16 protein-coding genes are annotated in these 23310 nt (G+C 70.0%); 2 read left to right on the top strand and 14 right to left on the bottom strand.

The genetic code is table 11. The features are described 5' to 3' along the window. Positions 1-6 precede the first annotated feature (6 nt). Complete coding sequence (locus tag VKH46_03505; protein HKB69882.1) at positions 7-3306, top strand: VWA domain-containing protein; 3300 nt, start codon at positions 7-9, stop codon at positions 3304-3306. Positions 3307-3986: 680 nt separating this feature from the next. Here VKH46_03505 and era read toward each other — a convergent pair. From era to mobB, 12 genes are all read right to left on the bottom strand, one after another. Continuing rightward, a complete protein-coding gene (gene era, locus VKH46_03510; GenBank protein HKB69883.1) occupies positions 3987-4895 on the bottom strand; it encodes a GTPase Era in 909 nt (302 codons plus the stop codon). Beyond that, complete coding sequence (locus tag VKH46_03515) at positions 4892-6190, bottom strand: hemolysin family protein (GenBank protein ID HKB69884.1); 1299 nt, start codon at positions 6188-6190, stop codon at positions 4892-4894. Before VKH46_03515 ends, era begins: the two co-directional genes overlap by 4 nt. Next, positions 6187-6603, bottom strand: a complete 417-nt coding sequence (gene ybeY / locus VKH46_03520; GenBank protein HKB69885.1) for an rRNA maturation RNase YbeY — start codon at positions 6601-6603, stop codon at positions 6187-6189. The genes VKH46_03515 and ybeY overlap by 4 nt, the downstream gene beginning before the upstream one ends. Further along, on the bottom strand, positions 6600-8903 hold the full coding sequence (locus VKH46_03525; GenBank protein HKB69886.1) for an HDIG domain-containing protein: 2304 nt from the start codon (positions 8901-8903) through the stop codon (positions 6600-6602). Before VKH46_03525 ends, ybeY begins: the two co-directional genes overlap by 4 nt. A 1-nt stretch (position 8904) precedes the next feature. Beyond that, entirely contained in the window at positions 8905-9870 is a 966-nt protein-coding gene (locus VKH46_03530; GenBank protein HKB69887.1) for a PhoH family protein, read from the bottom strand. 129 nt (positions 9871-9999) lie between these two features. Beyond that, on the bottom strand, positions 10000-10587 hold the full coding sequence (locus VKH46_03535) for a hypothetical protein (protein HKB69888.1): 588 nt from the start codon (positions 10585-10587) through the stop codon (positions 10000-10002). A 28-nt stretch (positions 10588-10615) separates the two neighbouring features. Further along, positions 10616-12697 carry a protein kinase gene (locus VKH46_03540; protein ID HKB69889.1) on the bottom strand — a complete coding sequence of 694 codons (2082 nt, stop codon included), beginning with the start codon at positions 12695-12697 and terminating at the stop codon, positions 10616-10618. Between the two features lie 117 nt (positions 12698-12814). Next, the gene (locus tag VKH46_03545; protein HKB69890.1) at positions 12815-13882 is read right to left on the bottom strand and encodes a D-alanine--D-alanine ligase family protein; all 1068 of its coding nucleotides are present in this window, start codon (positions 13880-13882) and stop codon (positions 12815-12817) included. Next, positions 13879-15459: a phosphoglycerate dehydrogenase gene (gene serA, locus VKH46_03550; protein HKB69891.1), complete on the bottom strand. Its 1581-nt coding sequence runs from the start codon at positions 15457-15459 to the stop codon at positions 13879-13881. The genes VKH46_03545 and serA overlap by 4 nt, the downstream gene beginning before the upstream one ends. After that, positions 15456-16559, bottom strand: coding sequence for an alanine--glyoxylate aminotransferase family protein (locus VKH46_03555; GenBank protein ID HKB69892.1), 1104 nt, complete (start codon positions 16557-16559; stop codon positions 15456-15458). Before VKH46_03555 ends, serA begins: the two co-directional genes overlap by 4 nt. A gap of 32 nt (positions 16560-16591) precedes the next feature. Beyond that, positions 16592-17239 carry an HAD family hydrolase gene (locus tag VKH46_03560; protein HKB69893.1) on the bottom strand — a complete coding sequence of 216 codons (648 nt, stop codon included), beginning with the start codon at positions 17237-17239 and terminating at the stop codon, positions 16592-16594. Continuing rightward, positions 17236-18825 (bottom strand): molybdopterin-guanine dinucleotide biosynthesis protein B, encoded by a 1590-nt coding sequence (gene mobB, locus VKH46_03565; GenBank protein HKB69894.1) that lies wholly within the window; start codon positions 18823-18825, stop codon positions 17236-17238. The genes VKH46_03560 and mobB overlap by 4 nt, the downstream gene beginning before the upstream one ends. A 323-nt stretch (positions 18826-19148) precedes the next feature. Here mobB and VKH46_03570 point away from each other — a divergent pair, with 323 nt between their 5' ends. Beyond that, positions 19149-20306, top strand: a complete 1158-nt coding sequence (locus tag VKH46_03570) for a PP2C family protein-serine/threonine phosphatase (GenBank protein HKB69895.1) — start codon at positions 19149-19151, stop codon at positions 20304-20306. A gap of 10 nt (positions 20307-20316) precedes the next feature. Here VKH46_03570 and VKH46_03575 read toward each other — a convergent pair whose 3' ends face one another. Next, on the bottom strand, positions 20317-20805 hold the full coding sequence (locus VKH46_03575; GenBank protein ID HKB69896.1) for a WbuC family cupin fold metalloprotein: 489 nt from the start codon (positions 20803-20805) through the stop codon (positions 20317-20319). Beyond that, positions 20802-23261, bottom strand: a complete 2460-nt coding sequence (locus VKH46_03580) for a zinc-dependent metalloprotease (GenBank protein ID HKB69897.1) — start codon at positions 23259-23261, stop codon at positions 20802-20804. The genes VKH46_03575 and VKH46_03580 overlap by 4 nt, the downstream gene beginning before the upstream one ends. Between the last annotated feature and the right edge of the window lie 49 nt (positions 23262-23310).

Consider the following 23310-nt stretch of genomic DNA (forward strand, 5'->3'; position numbering starts at 1 on the left):
AAGCGCATGAACCGGCGGAGGATCGCTCTTCTCACCCTCGCGGTCGGCGTTGCCGCCGGCGCAACGCGGGCGGTCCGCGCCGCCGAGGAGCCGCCGCGCAACGAGTCGGTGACGCCCGCTCCGATGTCGAAGGAGGAGCGCGAATGGGCGACGGAGATCGTCGCGCCGCTCCTCACGGCCGACGAGAAGAAGCTCTATCTCGGTCTGGCGAGTCCCGCCGAACGGACGTCCTTCCGCGACGAGTTCTGGGCCATCCGCGAACGGGACGGGTTGCGTCCGCCGTTCGGCCCCGGATTCAAGAATCTGTACACGGAGCGCCTCGAGGCCGCAAACGAGAAATACGGCGGCTGGAAAACCGACGCCGGGCGAATCGTCCTCGCGCTGGGAGCGCCCGCCGACGTCTACACCCTGGATTGCCCGAACGACTTCCGACCGATCGAGATCTGGACGATGGAGCCCGCCACGAGGATGGGCACTCCGGAAAAACTCGTCTTCTACCGCGACTTCGAGAGCGGCCCGCTGAAGCTCTGGTCCCCGATCCTGGGACCGGACGTCCTGCTGAGCCCGACCATCAGCCACCAGACTCCGGACGCGGCGTCCGGGAGGCGTGAGCTCGAGAGCCTCTACGGCGCACGCTGCGGGCCGCAGGCGACGATGGTGACCTGCAAGGATGAATGCAACGTCCTGTGGCCGGTCCTGATTTCGATGGAAGACCGCGGCGACCTCGGCGAGGCGCTCCGCGTCGAGAAGCTCGCCGTGTTCCCTCCGCCCCCGGAAGGAGACTGGAGCCGATGGCGCTCGCGGTTCGTCGGCTCTCCGGCGCCCACTGCCGTCCCGGCCGCCCGGGCGGAGCCCCCCGCCCCCGCCTCGCGGAAGCTCTCCCGGGCCGACCGGAAACAGCTCGAGTCGAAGCTCCCCGAGCGGTATCGGGAATGGCTCGACGATGTGAGCCTCATCATCACCGAACGGGAGCGGGACGTCTTCCTCCAGGTCGGCGACGACGTGGAGCGGGACAAGTTCATCGAGGAGTTCTGGCGGCGGCGGTCGGTCGACAAGGACGGCATCCGGACGAATTTTCGCGAAGTGTTCCGCGCGCGGGTCGAGTACGCCAAGGAGCACTTCAAGAACCTGGGATCCGATGCCGCGAAGGTCTACATCCTGAACGGGCCTCCCGATGCCCTGATTCCGGTCAACTGCCCGGAGGTCTTCGTTCCGATCCAGATCTGGTACTACGAGCGGCTCGAGGCGCTGAAGAACAAGGTCTACCTGGTCTTCTACAAGGCGTACGGGATGGGCGACTGGAAGCTCTGGCTGCCGATCGACGGCATACAGAAGCTCGGGCTGAACTCGATCGCCGTGGACATGCGCGAGGCGGAACAGAGCTGCTTCGACGCGCAGAATCTGCAGGAGGCGATCTCGTATACGACGACCATCCTCGGCCCCGGCATATCGGGCATGGCCGAGGCGGAGAAGATGTTCGCCCGGCCGCCCGTCGAGACGGAGGGGATCGACCGCTTCCTCGGGCTCACGACGCAGGTCTCCGCCGCCGCCGCGCCCCTCCCGATCGAGAAGAGCGTGATCTTTCCCGAAGAGCGCGACAGCAAGATCGCATGCGACGTGTCGCTCCTCCTTCCGCGGAAGGACCTCGCCCTGAGAGACCTGGGCGACCAGAAATTCTACGACGTCGACGTCGTGGGCGAGATCGTGCAGAACGACCGGATGCTCGACAATTTCAAGTACCGGTTCGACATCCCGGTCGACGAGGTCTCGGGCGACCAGCTGCCGCTGACGCTGCGCCGCTATCTGTATCCGGGCGACTACGAGATCCGGGTGAAGGCCGCCGATGCGAACCGGAAGGCGGAAGGACGCTTCGCCGAAGCCCTCCGGGTCCCCGAGCAGCCTCAGGCGCCGCCGCCGGTCCTCGCCGCGGCCGCGGCCGCCCGCAAGAGCGAGGCACCCCCGGCCGACTTCCGCCCGTCGTCGATCTCCATCCTCCCTCCCGTCCGCGAAATCCTCACGGGTCTCCAGCGGTTCGAGACGAAAGCCGCCGAAGGGATCGTGGCCGTCGACTTCTACCTCGACGGCACGAAGATGCTGACCCGCACGAAGGGGCCGTTTCAGGCCGACCTCAACCTCGGGCCGCTCCCGCGGCGGCACGAGATCCGCGTCGTCGCCTACGACGCGGGCGGACGTTCCGTCGGCGAGGACGAGCTCCACGTCAACGAGGGAAGCGAGTCCTTCCGCGTGAAGATTCTCTCTCCGCGGCGAGGCACCAACGCTTCCGGGCCGACGGCGGTCGTCGCCGACGCGACCGCGCCCGAGGGACGCTCGATCGCGAAGATGGAGTTCTATTCGAACGAGACGAAGGTCGCGACCCTCTACCAGCCGCCGTGGCAGCAGGTGGTCCCGTTCCGGAAGAGCGGATCGCTCGGTTACGTGCGCGTCGTCGGCACGCTCGACGACGGCCTCGTGGCGGAGGACGTCCGCTACGTCAACGCGCCGCCGTACATCAGCGAGGTCAACGTCGACGCCGTCGAGCTCTACACGACGGTCACCCAGGGGAACCGTCCGGTGGACGGCCTGACCCAGGCGAACTTCCAGATCTTCGAGGACGGGAAACCCCAGACCGTCGCTCAGTTCGAGCACGTGACGAACCTGCCGCTGACCGTCGGCGTCGCGATCGACACCTCGGCCTCGATGATCGAGAACCTTCCGGACGCCGAGAAAGCCGCCCTCGAGTTCATCGATCAGACGATCGGCGAGAAGGATCGCGGCTTCACGATGTCGTTCGACGATTCGCCCTACACGCTCTGCCGCCTCACGGGAAACCGGGAGCGGCTGGACCGCTCCTTCGCCGGCCTCCGCGCGGAGGGATCGACCGCGCTCTACGACGCGATCGTGTACGCGCTCTACCAGTTCTCGGGCGTGAAGGGGAAGAAAGCCCTCGTCGTCCTCACCGACGGGAAAGACACGACCTCGAAGTACGACTTCGACACCCTCCTCGACTACGTGAAAAAGGCGGGCGTGGCGGTCTACGGGATCGGTTTGAACGTCTCGAAGGCCGAGCTCGAGGTCAAATCGAAGCTCAACCGCCTCGCCGAGGCTTCCGGCGGGACGACGTTCTACGTCGACAGCACGAAGAGTCTCAAGAGCGTCTACCAGCAGATCAACAACGAGCTGCGGACCCAGTATCTCCTGACCTACTACTCCACCAATCCGAACCCCGACAACAAGTGGCGAAAGGTGGACGTGAAGGTCACGCCGAAGAATCTCACCGCGCGCACCATTTCGGGTTATTACAGCTAGAAGGCCGCCGTTGGAAGCGGCAGTCGCCGAGTTGAAGCGGACGCTCCGCGCCGCTTAACTCGGCGCCCAGGAATCTCACCGCGCGCACCATTTCGGGTTATTACAGCTAGAAGGCCGCCGTTGGAAGTGGCAGTCGCCGAGTTGAAGTGCTCCGCGCCGCTTAACTCGGCGACGAAGAATCCCATCGCCAGGACCATATCGGGGTACTACTCCTAACGTCGAAGGGGCGGGTTCCGGGTCTCGCGCCGCGACCGCCGGGAGGAGACTCAACTCAGCGGGTCGCGAGTCGACGAGTCGCGAAGCGGAAGGGGAACGACGCCGCCGACGGCAGATCCTTCGCTTCGCTCAGGATGACCGATGCCCTCGGCAGGAATTCGGGCCTTCGCATCGCGGAGAGCTTTCGCCGAAGGGTATCCAGCGCGGAGCCGAAGGCTCAGCCGCGAAGCGGCCGGCGCGCACTCCGCCGCGCGCGTCGATCGCCACGCACGCGAGTGCGCGAGCCACCGAGGCGAAAGCTCCGCGATGCGGGAGCGGGAGCGAGGGCGTTGCGGGGTGACGGCGGGCGCGGTCGAGCCGCTCGTTCCGCGAGCCGCGCGGCCGTCACGCGCCCCCGGTCCCCGAGCCAGCTCCCGCGCCGGGCACGCGCCCGGCCGGCTCGATGCATCGCCGCGTCTGCTCCCTCAGACCTCCGGGTTGACGATGCGTGAGAGAAACCCGTCGTCCTCGCGCCAGTCCTCGCGGGTGCGGACCCGGAGGTCGAGGAAGAACTTCCCCCCGAAGCGCTCCTCGCAGAGCGCCCGGGCGCGCGAGCCGATCTCGCGGATCATGGCGCCCCCCTTTCCGACGAGAATCCCCTTCTGTCCCTCGCGCTCGACGTAGAGCGTCGCTTCGACGACGGTCAGGTCCTTTTCCTCGTCCCGGCGGAGCTCGTCGACGACGACCGCGAGCGAGAAGGGCACCTCTTCGCGCGTGAGCTCGAGCGCGGGCTCGCGAATCTGCTCGGCGATCTTCTCGGCGAGCCCTCCGGGCGCCGTCTCGCCCGCGGGAAAGAGCGGCGGCCCCTCGGGCAGGAGCCGGCCGAGCTCGTCGAGGAGCGCCTCGACTCCGTCGCCCGTGATCGCGGAGACGGGCACGAGCGCGGCGAAATCCCCCAGGCCGGAGAGCTCCTGGAGCTGCGGAAGGAGGGCGGGCTTGGCGAGCCGGTCCACCTTGTTGAGGGCGAGGACCGCCGGAACGCCCCGCGCGCGGAGCATGTCGGCGATCCGCCGGTCCCCGGGTCCGCGGCGCGCCGAGGCGTCGACGACCCACAGCACGGCGTCGCACCCCTCGAGCGCGTCGACGGCGTCGCGGACCATCGCCGCGTTCATGCGGTGCTCGGGCCGGTGGATCCCGGGCGTGTCGACGAGCACCGCCTGGAAGCCGGGGCGGTGGACGACGCCGATCCAGCGCCGCCGCGTCGTCTGCGGTTTGTCCGAGACGATCGCGACCTTCTCTCCGACGAGGCGGTTGACGAGCGTCGACTTGCCCGCGTTCGGACGGCCGACGACCGCGACCGTCCCGGAGCGGAACGGGGCGGCCTCCCCGCTCACCGGCGCCCGCTTCGCGCCGTCTCGCCGGGTTCGCCCGCGGGGGACGCCGGCGGACCGGCGCTCTCTTCCTCTCCTTCCGCAGTCGGCGCGACCGCCTCGACCCGGACGCGGAGCACCCGGCGGCGATCCCCTTCCTCCACGGTGAACCGCAGGCCGTCCTCCTCCCGCGTCTCGCCGACCCGCGGGACTCTTCCGAGGCGAGCCGTCAGGTAGCCGCCGAGCGTGTCGTACTCCTCCTCCTTCGGGCCGTGGCCGAAGACCTCCTCCAGGACGTCCACGTGCGCCCGGCCCGAGATCGAGTACGCCCCGTCGGCGAGCTTCAGGACGGAGTCGCGCTCGTCCTCGTGCTCGTCGGAGATCTCCCCGACGATCTCCTCGAGGAGGTCCTCGATCGTCACGAGGCCGGAGACGCTTCCGTACTCGTCCACGACGATCGCCATCGCGAGGCGGCGGCGCTGGAATTCCCGGAGGAGCTCGGCCGTCTTCTTCGTCTCCGGGACGAACGCCACCGGGCGCGCGACCTCCGCCAGTCGGGTGCGGCCGCCGCGCCGGACCGCCTCGAAGACGTCCTTCACGTGCGCGATCCCGACGATCTGGTCGACGGTCCCGCGGTAGATCGGCAGACGCGAGTACTTCGTGTCGATGAAGAGGTCCGCGACGCGGTCGAGCGGCGACGCTTCGTCGACCGCCGCGATGTCGGTGCGCGGCGTCATGACTTCCTTCACCATCGTGTCCCCGAAGTCCACGATCGACATCAGGAGCTTCTCCTCGTCGCGCTCGAGGATTCCCTCCTCGCGGCCCACGTCGATGTACGCCTGGATGTCCTCCTCGGAAGCCGGGCCCTCGCCGTCCGCGGCACGACGGCGAAAGAGGACGCGAATCGGCCAGGCGATCGGCGCGATCAGCCACGAGAGCGCCGAGAGGATCGGGTCGAGGCGCGTCAGCAGCGTCTCGGCGGAGGCCGCCGCCACGATCCGGAGAAGGAGAGCTTCGGCCGCGAGCCAGCCGACGAAGAAGACCGCCGCGCCCCAGATGTACGGGGCCGGAACGGCGAGCGCGGCCAGCCCGCGGATGAGGGCCCAGAACCCGGCGAGGAGCAGGATCTGGATGACGACGCGCAGGGAGACCTTCATCGCCGCGGCCTGCCCCTTGCCCGACAGCATCCGCAGCTTCTTCGGCTCCTCCTCGACGAGGCTGCGGAGCTTGATCGGCGAGAGCCGCTCGAGCGACTGGGCGAAGAGCTCCAGCGTGAGGAACAGCAGGAAGCAGAGGGCGGCGAGCGCGAGCGCGATCATGCCGGGATCGACAGCCGCCGCCGCAGCTTCGCCTCCAGGGCGTTCATCTCGCCGTGGTCCGTCTCGTGGTCGTATCCGAGCAGATGCAGGAGTCCGTGGAGGAGGAGCCTCTCGATCGCCGCGCGAAGAGGCACCCCGGATGCACGAGCCTGGCGCCGCGCCTCGGGGGCGGAGACGACCAGGTCGCCCAGGAACCCGTCCGCCGTTCCCGACGGAAACGAGAGCACGTCCGTCGTCCGGTCCTTTCCGCGGTAGCGGCGGTTCAGCCCGCGCATCCGGCCGTCGCCGCAGATCACGACGGAGATCTCCTCGGCCGTCCCGCCGGCGAGCGCGAGCGCGCGGTTGAGGAAACGCCGCGCCGCCGCGGACGGACATCCCGGCGCCCGGACGGTCGCCCGGAAATCCACGGTCATTTCGCGTTCAGGCGGACGCCCCCGGTCGAGCGCCGCGGCCGCCCCACCTCCCCCGCCTCCCGGTTGAAGTCGAAGCCCGGGTAGTCGATGCGGTGGTGGAACATCGTCGTGACCGTCCGGACCAGCGCGTCGTTGATCGCGGACAGGTCGCGAATCGTCAGGTCGCACTCGTCGAACTGCCCGTCGCGCAGGCAGTCGTTCGAGATCGCCCGGACCATCGCCGCAATCTTGGCCGGGGTCGGCTCCGCGATCGTGCGCGACGCCGCCTCCACGGCGTCGGCGATCATCAGGATCCCGTTCACGCGGTTCGAGGGCTTCGGCCCGGGATAGCGGTAATCCGACTCGAGGACCGACGGCGAGCCCGGCTCCACCTTCGACAGGGCTTTCTGGTAGAAGTACCGGATCAGCTTCGTCCCGTGGTGCTCCCGGATGCCGGAGAGGATCGGGCCCGGCAGGCGAGACTTGCGGGCGAGCTCGGCTCCTTCCTTCACGTGCGACGCGATGATCAGCGCGCTCATCGAAGGCTCGAGCCTGTCGTGCCGGTTGAAGCCGCGCGGCTGGTTCTCGATGAAATAATCGGGCATCCGCGTTTTCCCGATGTCGTGGTAGTACGCGCAGACCCGGGCCAGCAGCGGGTTCTCCCCGATCGCCTCCGAGGCCGCTTCCGCGAGATGTCCCACCGTCAGCGAGTGCTGGTAGGTTCCCGGCGCTTCGAACGCGAGCGTCCGGAGGAGCGGAAGGTTCTGGTTGGACAGCTCGAGCAGACGGATGTCGGTCGTGACGTGGAAGAGATTCTCGAAGACGGGGAGCAGGAACGCGACGAGGCCGGCGACGAAGAGCCCGCCGACGACGGCCGCCGCGGAATCCGCCCAGAGGCTGTTCGCGTCCGCGGCGAGCGCGTGGCCGATCCCGACGGCCGCGACGTTGGCCGCGGCCACGATCCCGCCCAGGGCGAAGAGGACGCTCCGCGACCCGAGCCGCTTCATCCCGTAGATCCCCGCGAGCGAGCCGGCGAGGGCGTAGAGCGCGAAGGGGAAGTTCATCCCCATCAGCACGCCGATCGAGGCCGCCTGCACGGCGGCGAAGAGCACCGCGGGCCCCGGCCCGGCGCCGACCACGAGAACGGCGAGAATCGGCCCCGCCGCGAAAGGAATCGCGAAGGAGTCCGACGAGAGCGCGTCGGAGGAGAAGTTCGAAGCCAGCGATTGGGTGACCGCGAACGTCCCCCGGACGATGAGCGCGAAGACGATCCCGACGGCGAGCAGCGCCAGCAGCGGCGGCGACTGGCGCCGCGAGGCGGCCAGGCGCGTCTGGCTGTCGATCCAGAACACGAACACGGCGAGGAGCTGGAGAAGAAGGACGCCCACGAGCTTCGACCACGATTCCGGCCGGGAAACCGACGGGTTGACCGCCGCGAGGATCCGCGCCGAGCGGGGGCTGATGAGGTCGCCGCGCCGGACGAGCACCTCGCCGCGCGGCACCTTGATCAGGACGCTCTCCACCTGGCTCATCGCGAGCTGGCGGCGATGGATCGATTCCGCGGCGTTGTACGTGAGATTCGGGCGCATCATCGACGCGAGGAACCCCGCCACCTCGCGCGCTTCGGCCGGCGACAGCCGGACGCCGCCGAGATCGGAGGCGATCGCCGACTTCAAGTCGTTGCCGTACTCGACCGTCGAAAAGAGGTCCACGGTCGGGCGCTCCCCTCCTCCGGTCGAGTCGCGCACGAGAACGCCGCGGTCGCGGTGCTGGAGGAGGAGCTCCTTGTTGTCCACGACCCCGGCGCGATAGAGGCGCGTCTCGGCCGAGATCAGGCGCGATTCGAGATCGGGCGAAAAGTGGACGTTCGCCATCGCGCGCAGCGCACCGTCGCCGACCGGAACGGGGAACGCGTCACGGAGCGCGGCGGCCGGCGTCTTCCCGGGCGGAAAGTCCCGCTCGATCCCCCGCGCGCTCTCGAAGATTCGGCGAATCGCCTCTTCCAGGTGCGCGGCCGACTGGACGTCGCGATCGTAGACGGGCAGCACCCCGGCGGCCGCCTCGGTGCGCTTCCGGTCCGTCGCCTCGGGATCCGGGAGGATGAAATCGCGGGGAGCGACGAAATCGCGGTCGGCGATCGCGCCCGCCCGCAGCTTCGCCGTCCGGAACGAGATCCCGGGCGAGAACGCGGCGGTCGTGACGAGGACGTAGAGCGCCATCCAGAGCCCGACGTGGTCCCGCCAGCTCCGCGGCTCGGCGGAGGAACGTTCGGTGCGGCGGATCAGGCGGGCGAAGAAGCCCGCGGGAGGAGGGCGGTCCACGTCAGCGCCCCGGGCCGGACGGCGGGACCTCTCGGCCGCGGTCCTCCGCGTCGTAGGCGGCGACGATCCTCTGGACGATCGGGTGCCGGACGACGTCGCGCTCGTCGAACGTGACGAAACCGATCTCGGGAACGTCCGAGAGGATCCGGCGCGCTTCGCGGAGCCCGGAGGCCTTCCCCTGCGGCAGGTCGACCTGCGTGACGTCCCCCGTGATGACCGCCTTCGAGAAGAAGCCGATGCGCGTGAGGAACATCTTCATCTGCTCGGAGGTCGTGTTCTGGGCCTCGTCGAGGATGATGAACGCGTCGTTCAGGGTCCGGCCGCGCATGAACGCGATCGGCGCGACCTCGATGACGCCGCGCTCGAGCATCTTCCCGGTCTTCTCGTACCCGAGGATGTCGTACAGCGCGTCGTAGAGAGGACGGAGATACGGGTTCACCTTCTCGACCATGTCGCCCGGCAGGAACCCGAGACGCTCCCCCGCTTCGACGGCCGGACGGCAGAGGACGATCCGCTTGATCTTGCGCTCGAGCAGCGCCGCCGCCGCCATCGCGACGGCGAGATAGGTCTTCCCGGTGCCGGCCGGGCCGATGGCGAAAACGACGTCGCGCTCCGCCACGGTCTTGAGGTACTGCCGCTGCTTGACGTTGCGCGGCGAGACGACGGCGCGGAGCGTGGGTCCGAGGTAGTCGTGCGAGAAGAAGTCGACGAGCGAGGCGTCGGGGTCCTCCTTCACCACGGCGATCGCGGTCAGGACGTCGGACTTCTGCAGCGCGTGCCCTTGCTGGAGCAGCTCCGAGAGCTCGGCCAGCATGCGCTGCACCACCGGGACGGCGGGCCCCTCCCCGGCGACGGAGATCTCGGTGCCGCGCGCCTTCAGACGCACACCGAACGCGTCCTCGATCGCGCGAAGGTTTTCGTCGAGCCGCCCGAAGAGAGAGGAGACGCCGCTCTCGGGAATCGTCACGGTTTGCGAGCTTTCCGAGATTCTTCTCCTCCCGCGGACTCGTCCGCCCGGTCAAAGGCTACCATCGGCGGCCCGGCCGTGCAACGCGAAGGGCCCGCCGAGGCGGGCCCTTCCGAGGCGGCAAGCGCTTTATTTCGAGAGTGATGCGAGGAAATGGCCGATCTCGTCCCCCGCGACGTTCTCCATCCGCCGCCGGAGCGAGTCGCTCGCCTGCGCGAGCAGCTTGTGGTGGGCGGCCACCACGACCTTGCCGGAGGGATCCTCGATCTTGAAGTCGAACACGATCGTCCCCGAGCCGGCCGCCTGGCCGATCCAGCCGCCCCAGGAGGCGGCGGCCGACGGCGGGCGGAACTCGGTGACCTGCCCGCGCAGCGAGTAGGAACCGGAGGTCTTCGAGAGCTTGATCGCGCCGCCGGAGCGATCGGCCGAGTTGTCGACGATCGACGACTGGATGAAGTCGGGGAGCTCCTTCCACGAGAGATCGCCTTTCTCCTTGTCCGGGCGCTCTCCCTTGAGCTCGAACGGATACACGTGGATCGTCTTGCCCGAGAGGTTGACGCCGTCGGCCACGTACTCCTGGTCGAGGTACTTCCCCTTGTGCGTGTCGACGCCGAGGAACTCCTTGTCGGGTCCGGGGCTGTCCTTCGATTTCGCCTGGAGCGCGGCCGGGGCGGCGAGCGCCGCGACGAGAAGCGTGATCACACCCAGTTTACGCATGCGATTTCCTCCTTGAAAATTCGGGATGTCAGGAAATTTTCGCCGAGAACTTCTTCCCCTGGAGCGTCAATGTGAGCGAACGGCTGTCGCCGCCCGCGAACGTCGCCGTCAGGGGCTGATACCCTTTGATCGTCGGATCGGGCGTCGTCAGCCACACCTTCACGCTCACCGCGCCCGCCGCGACATGGATCGTGTCCGAGACGGTCCCCCCGTCCTTCTTTCCGAAGTCGAAGTTCTTCCGATAAACGATCAAGTCGTTCACGGCCACCATCAGGTATCCCTTCGGGATCGGGCTCGCGAACGTCAGGCGCATCGTCGCGGGCCCGGCCGCCGCCGGCGCGGGCCGGGCGGCCGCTCCGGCCGCCGGCGCGCCGCCCGCGGCGCCCCGGGACTGCGGCTGGCCGGCGCGCGCGAGGGTCTGGGCCTTCTTCTTCTCCGCTTTCTTGAGCTCCGCGCGCTTGACGTTCGCGATCGAACGCCGCGCGTCTTCCGACAACTTCACCGCCTCCGGGTTCTGCGCGTCGATGTTCAACGCGGCCTCCGCTTCGGAGAGGGCGGCGTCGAAGTTCTTCTGCTCGAGCGCCGTCCGGCCGTTCTGGATGTGGGCCGCGACGAGAGCGGCCTTGGCCTGATCGGCCTTCTTCGACTCCTCGTTGCGCAGGCCCTCCTCCGCCATCTGGCTGTACTGGCGCGCGGCCTTCATCGAGGGATCCTTCTGGAGGATCGCGCGAAAGATCGCGAGGCTGTCGGCATAGCGACCCTTCTGGTACAGGTCCCGGCCCGAGGCGAACTGCTGCTCGAGCGCGAGTTGAACGCGGTTGATCTCGTCGGCCGCCTTCGCCGGCTCGGCCTTCGGGATCCGGAGCTTCAGCCCGATCACGACGGCGGCGACGGCGATCACGGCGAGACCGACGATTCCCCACCAGTATTTCGGGTTGACGGCGGCGTGCCAGACCGACGGGCCGGCCGGCGGAGCCGCGGGAGCGGGCGCCGAGAGGGCCGCAGCTTCCGCGGGGACACCCTCGGGCGGAGCGGCCGCGGCTGCCGGAGCCTCTCCGAGCGGATTCGTCTCGATCGGGACGTGCGGCGAGGAAGGGTGAGTCTCGTCGTGATCCACGCCCGGCCTCGCGCCGCCCGACGCCTCGGCCGCGCCCTGCCGGGCGACGTCCTCGAGGTTCTCGAGCTTGAGCGTCGGGAGATTCTCGGCGGAAGAGACCATCGTGCCGAGGTCCTGGAAGATCGCCTGTTCCTCGAACCGCGCCTTGGCCTGGTAGAGCGCGAGCGCGAGGTCTTTCCCTCTCTGGAAGCGGTTCCAGGGGTCCTTGGCGAGCGCCTTCGAGAGGATCGCGTCGAACTCCCCGGGGATGTTCTTCGACGGGTCGGCGATCGGCGCGTAGTTCTCGTGGACGATCTTGTAGGAAATGGTCGTCAGGTTCTCCCCGGAGAACGGCTTCTTGCGGGAGAGCATCTCGTAGAGCACGACGCCGAGGGAGAAGATGTCGCTGCGCCCGTCGACGGGCGCGCCGGTGACCTGCTCCGGCGACATGTAGTTCGGCGTGCCGAGGAACTGGCCGGTCGTCGTCAGGTTCGAAGACGCCACCTTCGCGATGCCGAAGTCGGTGATCTTCACCTTCCCGTCCGTCGTGATCATGATGTTCGCCGGCTTGACGTCGCGGTGGATGATCCCCTTGCGGTGCGCGTAGTCGAGCGCCTCGGCGACCTGCCCGATGATGTCGGCGATCTGGTCGGGCGCGAAGCCGGCCCGGTCGACGAGGAGCGCCTTGATCGTCTTCCCCTCGATGTACTCCATCGCGATGAACGAGACGCCGCTGTCCTTGTCCTCACCGACGTCGTAGATCGTGACGATGTTCGGATGCGATAGGATCCCGGCGGTCTGCGCCTCGCGCATGAACCGCTCCCGGAATTCCCGCGACTCGGAATCGTCCTCGTCTCCCGCGGACGCTCGGATCGTCTTGATCGCGACCAGCCGCCCGATCGAGGGGTCCTTGGCGAGGTAGACGACGCCCATGGCTCCCTTGCCGAGCTCGCTCAGGATCTCGAACCGGCCGAGACGGCTCAGCTTGGGAATGTTGTCGGCGCGTTCGCTCATTGTCTTGTTTCCGGTTGTGGTCCTACAGGATCCGAGAATTCTAAGAGGGGGGAACCGCGGGTGTCAACGCCGCCCGGGAGAGTGACCCGTCGTCGCTCCGCCGCGAAAGCCCGCGCCTCAACCGAGTTTCGGAGGAGCGGGCCGCGCGGCCGCGGCGCGCACGCGCGCGTCCTGACGCTCGAAACCCAGCTGCGCGATCCGGTCGAGCAGCTCTCCCAGGGGCACGCCGGCGCGCTCCCAGAGCTTCGGGTACATCGAGATGGACGTGAATCCGGGCAGCGTATTGAGCTCGTTCACCAGGACGCGGCCGGTCGATTTCTCCACGAAGAAGTCGGCGCGGGCGAAGCCGGAACACCCGGCGATCATGAAGGCGCGCACGGCGAGGGAGCGCACCTCCTCCGCCACGCGGGGCGGAAGGGGCGCCGGAATGAGAAGCCGGGCGCCGTCGCTCAGGTACTTGTCGTCGTAGTCGTAAAACTCCCGGCCGGGTACGATCTCGCCGCATCCCGAAGCGCCCGGTTCGTCGTTGCCGAGCACGCCGCACTCGACCTCGCGCGCGTCGATCCCCTCCTCCAGCAGGACCGTGCGGTCGTAGGCGAACGCCTCCTCGACCGCGCTTCCGAGCCCTTCCCACTCCTTCACTTTCGTCACGCCGAGCGAGGACCCTCCGGCGGACGGCTTGACGAAGACGGGAAGCGGGAGGCGCCGCGCCGCGGCCTCCGCGACCGATGACGCGCTCCCCGACCATTCGCTCCGCTCGACGGCGATCGAGCGGGCGACCGGAAGCCCGGCGTCGCGCATCCTCGCCTTGAACGCGGCCTTGTTCATCCCGAGCGCCGATCCGGCGACGTCGGACCCCGCGTACGGAATCCCGAGCGTCTCGAAGAACCCCTGGAGGGTCCCGTCCTCGCCGGTTTCCCCGTGGACGATCGGGAACGCGAGGTCGATCCCGTCGAACCGTCCGGCGGGGAGCCGCACCGAGGCGCCCGGAGCGGCGCCGAAGCCGCCGCGGAGGATCGCCCGCGAGTCCGCGTCGTCGCGGAAGTTTCCCGAGGGGTCGATCGCGATCGGCACGGTCTCGTACCGATCGGGCGGGAATCCGGCCACGATCGTCCGCGCCGACACGATCGACACCTCTCGCTCGGCCGAGGCGCCGCCGAAAACGACGGCGACCCGCGTCCTCACCACTCGACGACGCGGACCGCGCGGATCGGCCCGGCGCGCTCGAGCGCGACGACCGCGTCGGGGGGCGGGACCGTGTCGACCGACAGCACCGACACCGCGCCCCCGGCGGGTTCGCCGCGGGACAGCGCGAGCTCGCCGATGTTGATCCCCGCTTTCCCGAGGATCGTTCCGACGAGCCCCACGACGCCCGGAACGTCGTCGTTCTCGACGTACAGCGCGACGCCGCGCGGGCGGAACTCGACCGGCCGGCCGTCCACCGAGACGAGCCGCGCGTCGCCGCGGCCGAAGATCGTCCCTTCGACGGACCGGACGCGCCCGCCGACGTCCAGGGTCACGCGGAGCAGCGCGGCGTAGTCCCCCTTCTCCTCGTGGGACGTCTCCGCGATCGATATCCCCCGGTCCCGCGCGGCCGAAAGAGCGTTGACGAGATTCACCGTCTCGGGCGACGACCCGGAGAGGGCGCCCTTGACCGCCGCGAGCGCCGCCGGTCGGAGGAACTCGGCCGGAAGGTTCCACGCGTCCACCGCGATGCCCCGAACGAGGCCGTCGGCGATGCCCCGAAGGAACCGCGTGGCGCGTTCGGCGAGGTCCATCCAGGCCGCCGCGCCCGCGGGATCGGAGAGCTTCCGGAACGGAAGGTTGACGGCGGGGACGTAGGCCGCCCCGGCGAGGGCGTCGCGCACGGCGTCGACGGTCTGCGCGGCGACGCGCTCCTGCGCCTCCTGCGTCGAGGCGCCGAGATGCGGCGTCGCCAGGACGTTGGGCCGCTGGAAAATCGGATGCGCGACGTCCGGCGGCTCCGGGTCGAACACGTCGAGGGCCGCGCCGCCGAGCCGCCCCGCGGCGAGCGCGGCGTCGAGAGCGTCGAGGTCGACGAGGCTCCCCCGCGCCACGTTGACGAGGAAGGCTCCGGGCTTCATCGCCGCGAGCGCGCGGGCGTCGATCATCTTCTTCGCCGACTCCGTCGCCGTCGCGTGCAGCGTCACGACGTCGGCGCGCGCCAGCAGCGTCTCGAGCTCGACGAGGTCGACGCCGATCTCGCGCGCCTTCTCGGGAGGAAGGAAGGGGTCGTAACCGACGACCGACGCGCCGAACGCCTGCGCGCGGCTCGCGACCCGCGACCCGACCTGCCCGACGCCGACGATCCCGACGACCTTTCCCTCGAGCTCCATCCCGACGAACTTCGAGCGCTCCCACTTCCCCGCCGCGAGAGACGCCGCCGCGGGGACGATGCGCCGCAGCAGCGCCAGCAGCAGGGCGAACGTGTGCTCGACGGCGGAGACGACGTTGCCGGTCGGGGAATTGATGACGAGGACGCCCCGTTTCGTCGCCGCCGGCATGTCGACGTTGTCGACTCCCACGCCCGCGCGGCCGACGATCGAGAGCCGGGGCGCGGCGGCGAGAAGCTCGGCGTCCACTTTCGTTCCGCTCCGGACGAGCAGGACGTCCGCCTCGCCGAGCGCGGCGAGGAGCTTCACGCGCGGCCAGCCCACCGCGTCGACGATCTCGTGGCCGTCGCCGCGGAGCCGATCGATCCCGCCCGGAGAGATCTTCTCCGCGACGACGATCCGGCTCAACCGCGGCTGTCCGGCATCGCGGCGTCGATCGCCGCCAGGAGGTTTTCGAGCGAATCCGCGTCGATGTCGCCCATGTGGGCGATCCGGAACGTCTCGCTCTTGAGCTTCCCGTAGCCGCCGCCGATCGTCCACCCGGCCGCCGAGAGGTTGTTCTTGAGCTTCTCCGCGGAAACCCCGGCGGGCGGCCGCAGGCAGGAGACCGTGGGCGAACGGTCGGATTCGCGCGCGGCGAAGAACGCGCAACCGCTCTTCTGCGCCCAGCGGGCGACCATTTCGCGGAGAGCCCGGTGGCGCTCGAACCGCGCGGCCATCGTCTCGCGCTCGAGGAAGTCGAGCTGGACGTCGAGGGCGTACAGGTGCGGGATCGACGGCGTCGTCGGCGTGTGGTGCTTCTTCGAGAACTCCTCGTATTCCGAGAATCGGAAGTAGTGCGAGCGGACGCCGGCCGAGCGCGACCGCTCGAGGAGCCGCTTCGACACCGCGCCGACGGCGAGGCCCGGCGGGAGCGCGAGCGCCTTCTGCGAGCCCGCGAGGACGAGGTCGAGCCCCCACTCGTCGGTCCGGACCGGAGCGCCCGCGAGCGACGTGACCGCGTCGACGAGGAGAAACGCGTCCGAGTTCTCGCGTACGACGCGCGCGATCTCCGCGAGCGGGGAGATCACTCCCGTCGACGTCTCGTTGTGGACGACCGTCACCGCGTCGTACTTCTTTTCGGCGAGCGCCTTCCGGAGGCGGTCGGGGTCGGCCGCCTCGCCCCACGCGAACGCGAGCCGGTCCGCTTCGAAGCCGTTGTCGGTCGCGATCTTGTTCCAGCGCTCCGAGAACGCGCCGACGGTGACCGAGAGCACGCGCGACGGGGCCGCGTTCTGCAGGCCGGCCTCCATGAGGCCCGTCGCCGACGACGTCGCGAGCAGCACGAAGTTCGTCGTGTCGAACACCATCGGCATGCGGCGCTCGATCCGCTCCTGGAGATCGGCATACGACTTCCCGCGGTGTCCGATCATCGGTTTGGAGAGCGCCGCGAGCACCTCGGGGCGGACCCACACGGGACCGGGGAGGAAGAACCTGATCGTCCCGGCAAACGGCGGTTTGTCGCTCATGGAATCGATTCTTCCTTCTGCCGCCGGTCCTGTCAAACGAAGCGCTCGAGCGCTCCCGGGAGCTCGTCGAGGGAGGCGATCATCGCGTCGGCCCCCGCCTCCCGCAGGTACTCCTCGGAGCGGGATCCCGTCGGAAGCACGATCGCCCGGCAACCTCCCGCCCGCGCGAAAGCGACGTCCACCTCCATGTCGCCGACGCAGACGGTCTCGGCCGCCCCGGCGCCCATGGCGGAGAGGAGCGAGCGGAGCATCGCCGGATCGGGCTTGGGCGGGTGCGCGTCGTCGGGTCCGGCGATCGCGGCGAAACACGACGCGATTCCCTTCGCCTCGAGAATCATCCGGGAGAACCGCGGCGGCTTGTTCGACGCGAGCGCGAGCGCGAACCCGGCCGCCTCGAGCCGCATGAGCGCCGCCTCGACGCCGGGAAGGAGGCGCGAGCCGCTGACGGCGACCTCCGGGTAGCGCGCGCGGAAGAGGCGGACGCCCTCGGCCGCGAGCTCCGTGCCGGCCGCCTGCTCGAGAAGGCTCTCGAGCCCGTGGCCGACCATCGCTCGAACGCTCGCGCGGCCGGGGACGGGAAGGCCGAGACCGGTCATCGCATAGCCGAGCGCGTCGTGGATCGCGTCGTAGCCGTCGATCAGGGTCCCGTCGAGGTCGAAGACGACCGCGCGAGGCTTCAAGAGGCGAACCGGGCGGCCTTCATCAGCTCCCCGGCGAGCGCGCCCAGTTCGCGCGAGAAGTCCCGTCCGGCGAACTCGACCGTCCGCTCCCCGGCGCGGCCGACCTCGATCCGGAGCATCGGGAGCGACTTGTAGCCTTCGACCAGCACGAGATCGCACTCCCCGAAGTCCCGGTCGAGGATCCGCCGCAGGTCGATCGACTCGCGCCGACGGATCGTCGAAGCGGACGGGCGGACGAACGCCGCGGGATCTCCGCCCGCCGCGACATGCCTCGCCGAATCCTTTCCGGGCAGGTCGTCGTAGACCTCGTGGGGGGTGTGCTTGATGGTCCCCACGCACATCCCGCGCGCGCGGAGCAGCGGCAGGAGCTTCTCGAGAACGGTCGTCTTCCCGGAATCGTGTGCCCCCGAGATCCCGACCGCGACGGGCCACGAATCCGAGTAGAGCCGGCTCTCCGGGGAGAACGGCGCGACGTCCTGCTGCCTCGCGTAGAACGGAGCGAGGTCCTCGCGCGCCTCGAGCCGTTCCCGGAACTCGGACGATCCCGTCAGGAGGTCGATCGCGGGCCGGTCCTCGAACTCGTACGGGTCGGCCCGCCAGCGGAACTCGCGCGGCGCCTGGCGGGCGGCTTGCTCGACGATGCGGAGGCCCGTCTCGTACGGGCGGTAGACGTCCGGGTCGGTCACGTCCTGGAAGACGCCGTGGCAGGTCTCGCCGGCGTGCTTGTGGAATTGCGGCCGGAAGTGGACGGCCCGGAACCGCACGCCGGGAAGGCCGAGCTCCGACATCGCGCCGGCGAGCCGCCCTGCGTCGAGATACGGCGCTCCGACCTGCTCGAACGGGCGCGTCGTGCCGCGTCCCTCCGAGAGGTTCGTCGCCTCGAACAGGCACCCGCCCGGGTACACGAGCGCGGTCGAAAGCGAAGGCATGTTGGGCGAAGGCGATACCCACGGCACGCCGGCCGGCCATGCCCGGCGCCTTCCCCACGCGCGCATCGGGACGACGGTCAGGTCCGCTTCCGGCCGGGCCTCGGCCTGGTACTGCCGGGCGAGCTCGCCGACGGTCCGTCCGTGCCGGACCGGCACGCGCCGCCACCCGACGAACGAAGTATGGTCGGGCGACTGCGGCTCCCCCTCCACGCGTTCCCCGATCGGGTTGGGCCGGTCGCACACGACCACGCGGACTCCCGCGCGCGCCGCGGCGTCGATCGCGAGGCAGATCGTCCAGACGAACGTGTAGTAGCGCGAGCCGACGTCCTGCAGGTCGCACACGAGAACGTCGATCCCTTCGAGGTCCGAAGGCTTCGGCGAGAGCGTCTCGAACGTCGAGCCGTAGAGAGAGCGGACCGCCAGCCCGGTGCCGGGGTGCACGGCGTCGGCGACGGCCGCCATGTCCTGGGCGCTTCCGTCGATCCCGTGCTCCGGTCCGAAGAGGCGGACGAGCCGGGTCCCGGGGATCCGGCGAAGGACCTGCCATGAGGCCTCGCCCGTCGCGGTGACTCCCGCGGGGTGCGAGAGGAGCGCCGCGCGCGCCCCTTCGACGGCGGCGGGGTCCTCCTCGAGCGCCTCGATGCCGAAGCAGAACACGCGCGGGATGATATCCCCCCCCCGTCGCAATCGCGACGCTCGCGGAGCTCGGATCGCGATTGCTCCCGCCGCGCGGGCGTTCCGCTCGATGGCTCGCGCACTGGCGTGCGCGGCGATCGGCGCGCTCGGCGCTGACGCGCCGGCCGCTCCGCGGCCGCGACCGGCGTCGCGCGCTGGATACCCTTCACGGAACGCTCTCCGCGCGTCGACTCTCGCGGCTCGGGCTCCCGCCCTCGACCACTTCGGCGCCCCACGGGAGCCGGGTCCCGCGGGCGTCGTTCCGGCGACATGAACTCAGGGCCGACTTTTTCGTATCCTCGGACATGCCGATCCTGCGGGAGTGGATGGCCATGGCGCGCGAAACGGCGCGTTCGCTCCGCCGCGACGAGGTCGTCGGACTCTACTCGCGCGAGTGGAAAGGGGCGCGCCGGCAGCTCGTCTCCGAGCACCGCGAGGAGATCGAGCGGACCCGCAACGGCGTCCGGCGGTTCTTCCGCATCGTCAACGCGGTCGCGTTCGGTCTCGTCAAGCGGCTCGCTCCGCCTCGGCGCCTCGTCTTCGCCGTCGCCGGCCTGTTCCTGGTCGGCGCGCTCGTCACGGGCCTCCAGATGGCCTCGGGGCACCGGGCCGAGGCGGAATACTGGCGGCTCGCCTCCAACACCGTCGATTTCCTCCTCGCGGCGTTCCTGCTGATGACCTTCCTCCTCGCGATGGAGCTGATCGACAAGCTGCAGTTTCGCGACGAGCTCGTGCTCGCGCGCGAGCTCCAGCGCGACCTCCTCCCGAAGGCCGTCCCGAAGGTCCCGGGATTCGAGCTCTCCGCGTACAACCGGATCGCGAACATGGTCGGCGGCGACCTCTACGACTTCACCCCGCTCCCCGACGGACGGCTCGCGGTCCTCTTCGGAGACGCCTCCGGCCACGGGATGACGGCGGGCCTCGTGATGGCGGTGGCTCACGCCGCATTCCAGACGCAGCTCGAATCGGACCCGTCGCCCGCGGCGATCGTCGGCACGTTGAACCGGGTGCTTTGCCGCACCGGCGGCCCGCGGTCGTTCTTCTCCTGCGTCTACCTGCTGCTCTCGCCCGACGGGTCGTTCTCGGCGACCGTTGCCGGGCATCCGCCGGTCCTGCTCGTCGGAGACGACGGGACGGTTCGGCGGGAGGTCGGGCGGGGCGCGTATCCGCTCGGGATCAAGACCGGCCTCGACTGGCTTCCCATTCCGGGAGCGGTCGCCCCCGGAGAGCTCCTCGTGTTCTGCTCGGACGGACTGGCGGAGGCCAGGAGCGCCGCCGGAGAGGAGTTCGGCGACGCGCGGATCGCCGCGATCGTGCGCGATCACGCGGGGCGCGCCGCGTCGGACGTCGTCGAGTCCCTCGCTTCGGAAGTCGCCCGCTTCTGCGGCCGCGAAGCTCCTGAGGACGACATCTCGATCCTCGTGATCAAGCGCGCCGCCGCCCTGCGGGCGCTTCCGGCCTGATTCCGCCCCCTCAGGCTCCCGCGAAAAGGTCGCGCCATTTTCGCTCGAGGAGCGCGCACTCGGATGCCCCCTCGGCGGGCGCCCACGACGCGAGGTCTTCCGCGACCGGCGGCGCGTACGGGCCGGCCTTCGTCTCGAAGAAGACGCTGCCGGGAGAGAGCGCGACGAGCGTGTGCCACGCCTCGGGAGGGAAATCGGCCCCGAGCGTCTCCCCGGCGGCGTCGAGCGCCCGGCGGCCGACGACCGTCCCCGCGTCGTCGAAGAAGAGGATCCCGATGCGCCCGCCGACGACGATCGCGGTTTCGCTCTTCGGCGGATGGAGGTGCCGGTGCGGGCGGACGTAGGTCCCGGGCTCCATCGCGTTCAACAGCCGGTGAACGGGGTCCTCCATCGCGTGGAGGTTGCGGTTCCGGCGGCGCCGCGGCGATTCCTTCGCCTCCCGCGAGAGCGCTTCGATCGCCTCGCGCGTGATCCACGCCGGACCACGGCGTTCGTTCACGCTCCCCCGCGGGGGACCGGGGAAACTCCGATCGGGCGCCCGGGCGGCGCCGCGGGCGCGGGACGGCGATTTCGGCGGACCTCCGGCTTCTCGAGAAACTCCGAAAGGTCCCGCCGCGCGAGAAAGAGGTGCGCCCGGCCGGCGGCGTCGGCCGCCTTCATCGCGTTCATCCGGGCTCGCAGGTCCGTCAGCGCGAGAAGCGTCCGTCCCCGGACTTCCGGCGCCGCCGTCTCGTCCGCCGCGAGATCCATCATCCGATCGAGGACGACCCGCTGCGACACGCGCCGCAGGGCCGCCAAACGCGCCGTCCGGTCCGGCGGCGCGTCCCACGTCGCGGCGACGAGAGCGCGGAGGAGCTCTTCGAGGGACGGCGCTCCGGATTCGGGGTCGAGCGTGAGGCGCGCCGCCCGCCTCGGGTCGAGGAGCGGCGCGACGACGAGGTCCGAGAGGCTGCGCGCGGCCGTCAGCGGGCTGAACGTCTCGCCCGCTTCCGACGGAAACCGCTCCCGCGTGGGGTTCTCGCCCTGCGGCGCCGCGACCAGAGCGGCGGTGATCCGGTCGGGGATGTCGAGGTTCTCGGGGCGGAGCGCCTCGAGGAGCCGTTCGATCGCTTCCTTCTGCCGCGCGGCGGCGACCCAGGCCACGGGCTTCTGGCCGTCGCCGGCGACCGCGTTGGTCTGGTACTGGCCTCCCACGAACTGCTGCGCCGTCTGGATGGCGAAACGGTGGTACAGGTAGGCGAGCGAGAAGCGCCTCTGCAGGTCGTAGACCGGCTCACCGGGCGAGAGCTGCCCCGGTCCGAAGCGGTCGAGGATCACGCGGCGCACCCGGAGCGTCGTGTCGAGCCATCGCACCGGATCCGCCCCCCAGTCGTACTCGGCCCAGCGGGGATCGCTCTCGAGCGGATAGACGTCGCCGCGCGCGTATCCCTCCCGCACGATCGCGTCGAGCTCCCGCGGGCTCGCGTCCGCGGAGTAACCCCACCGGATCATCAGGCGGTCGTACGAGCCGATGTCGTTCGGGTAGGCGTCCGAAAAGTCGAGGCGCCCGTCCTTGAGCTGGACGTTGGCCGCGAGGTAGTCCATGACCGACCCCCACCCGAAGGTGGTCGCCGCCCAGTCGTGCATCAGCCCGAGCGTGTGGCCGACCTCGTGCGCCACCAGATAGCGGAGCCGCTCCAGGACGAGATTCTCTTCGGCGATCCCCGGATCGCCCGGACCTTCGGCGGCGAGCCAGGAGAGATCCGGCGCGTCGCCGGCGTCGCAGGCGAGCGGCGACGGCGAGCGCGTCGGCGGGAGGAAATTCCGCCACATCCGGGAGGTGGTGCGGCGGCGGTGGGAGTCGATGCGGGCGACGCCGTGGAGGATCTCTCCCGTGCGGGGATCGACCTGGATCTCGCCGAACGACCAGCTGCGGTCGACCCGGTTCACCCATTCGATGCCGGAATAGCGGGCGTCGAGGAAGGTCGCTCCTTCGGGGAGGTCCTTCAGCACGAACGCCCCGGGAAGCCCCGCCTCGGCGAACGCGTGGTTCCACCAGAGCGCCGCCTCCTTCATCGCGCTTCGCTCGGGCTCCGGAATCCCCCGGTCGAGGTAATACACGATCGGGTGCGACGCGTCGACGCGCCAGCGGCACGCGAGATACCGCTCGATCGGCTCCGTGAACGTCGCCGTCTGGTCCCGGTAGAAGAGCGGGATGAACCCGATCCGCGGGTCGAGCGGCCGCGGCGCGTATCCGGGCGCGGGGAGCGCCAGGAACGTGTGGTGCACGCGGAGCGTCATCGTGCGCCCGTCGGGCAGCACGGACGCGACCGCCGCCGGCGGATCGTCGGAGGCTACGGTGATCTGGGCCTCGATCTCCGTGTTCTTCGGGAACGCGCCCGTCCGTTCGAAGTTGAGGGACGAGCGCGACGGATCCGCGCGCCATTCTCCCTGCTTCGCCTCCTTGAGCCGCGCCGCGATTCCCGGGTCGCGGATCAGGAACTCGGTGGCGTCGGCGAGGACCGTGCCGCCCGTCTCGGCGACGATCGCGAACGAGGCCACGACCGAGGTCGGAAACGACTCCGCCACCACGCGCGCCTGCTCCGGGTCGGCGCTCCCGCTCCGGTTCTCCGTCTGCTTCTGGACGAGGAGCGCGCGCGGGCCGATCCGCTCGAAGTGACAGAGCCCGAGCGACCCGATCTCCCCGCGGTCGAGCGTGGGTTCGAGGAGCCCCGCGCCCGACGCGAGCCCGGACCCGTACAGGAAGTCCTCGTTCCAGCGGCCGATCTCGAGGAGGAGCGCGCCGCGCCGCGCGTCCCAGTAATACGGGAGGAACCCGTCGTGGCGGGCGAGCCCGGCCGCGCGCTCGGCGATTGGCGGCAGAGGCTCGAGCTTTTCCGCTGCCCGCGCCGCGGGGAGGAAGAAGAGAAATGCGGTTCCCGCCAGAAGAAGACGTCGCGTCGCGTTGTCGTGCATGGAGCGATTTAATCACGCCGCCGCGCGGCGCTCGGACCGGCCTCGCCGG

The sequence above is a fragment of the Thermoanaerobaculia bacterium genome (genome assembly GCA_035260525.1).
In the GTDB taxonomy this organism is placed as follows: domain Bacteria; phylum Acidobacteriota; class Thermoanaerobaculia; order UBA5066; family DATFVB01; genus DATFVB01.

What these genes read in the sequence shown, in the direction of transcription:
- VKH46_03505 (HKB69882.1), top strand. Translation starts at nt 7, where the DNA reads ATGAACCGGCGGAGGATCGCTCTTCTCACCCTCGCGGTCGGCGTTGCC.
- VKH46_03515 (HKB69884.1), bottom strand. Translation starts at nt 6,190, where the DNA reads ATGATCGCGCTCGCGCTCGCCGCCCTCTGCTTCCTGCTGTTCCTCACG.
- ybeY (HKB69885.1), bottom strand. Translation starts at nt 6,603, where the DNA reads ATGACCGTGGATTTCCGGGCGACCGTCCGGGCGCCGGGATGTCCGTCC.
- VKH46_03535 (HKB69888.1), bottom strand. Translation starts at nt 10,587, where the DNA reads ATGCGTAAACTGGGTGTGATCACGCTTCTCGTCGCGGCGCTCGCCGCC.
- VKH46_03540 (HKB69889.1), bottom strand. Translation starts at nt 12,697, where the DNA reads ATGAGCGAACGCGCCGACAACATTCCCAAGCTGAGCCGTCTCGGCCGG.
- VKH46_03555 (HKB69892.1), bottom strand. Translation starts at nt 16,559, where the DNA reads ATGAGCGACAAACCGCCGTTTGCCGGGACGATCAGGTTCTTCCTCCCC.
- VKH46_03570 (HKB69895.1), top strand. Translation starts at nt 19,149, where the DNA reads ATGCCGATCCTGCGGGAGTGGATGGCCATGGCGCGCGAAACGGCGCGT.
- VKH46_03580 (HKB69897.1), bottom strand. Translation starts at nt 23,261, where the DNA reads ATGCACGACAACGCGACGCGACGTCTTCTTCTGGCGGGAACCGCATTT.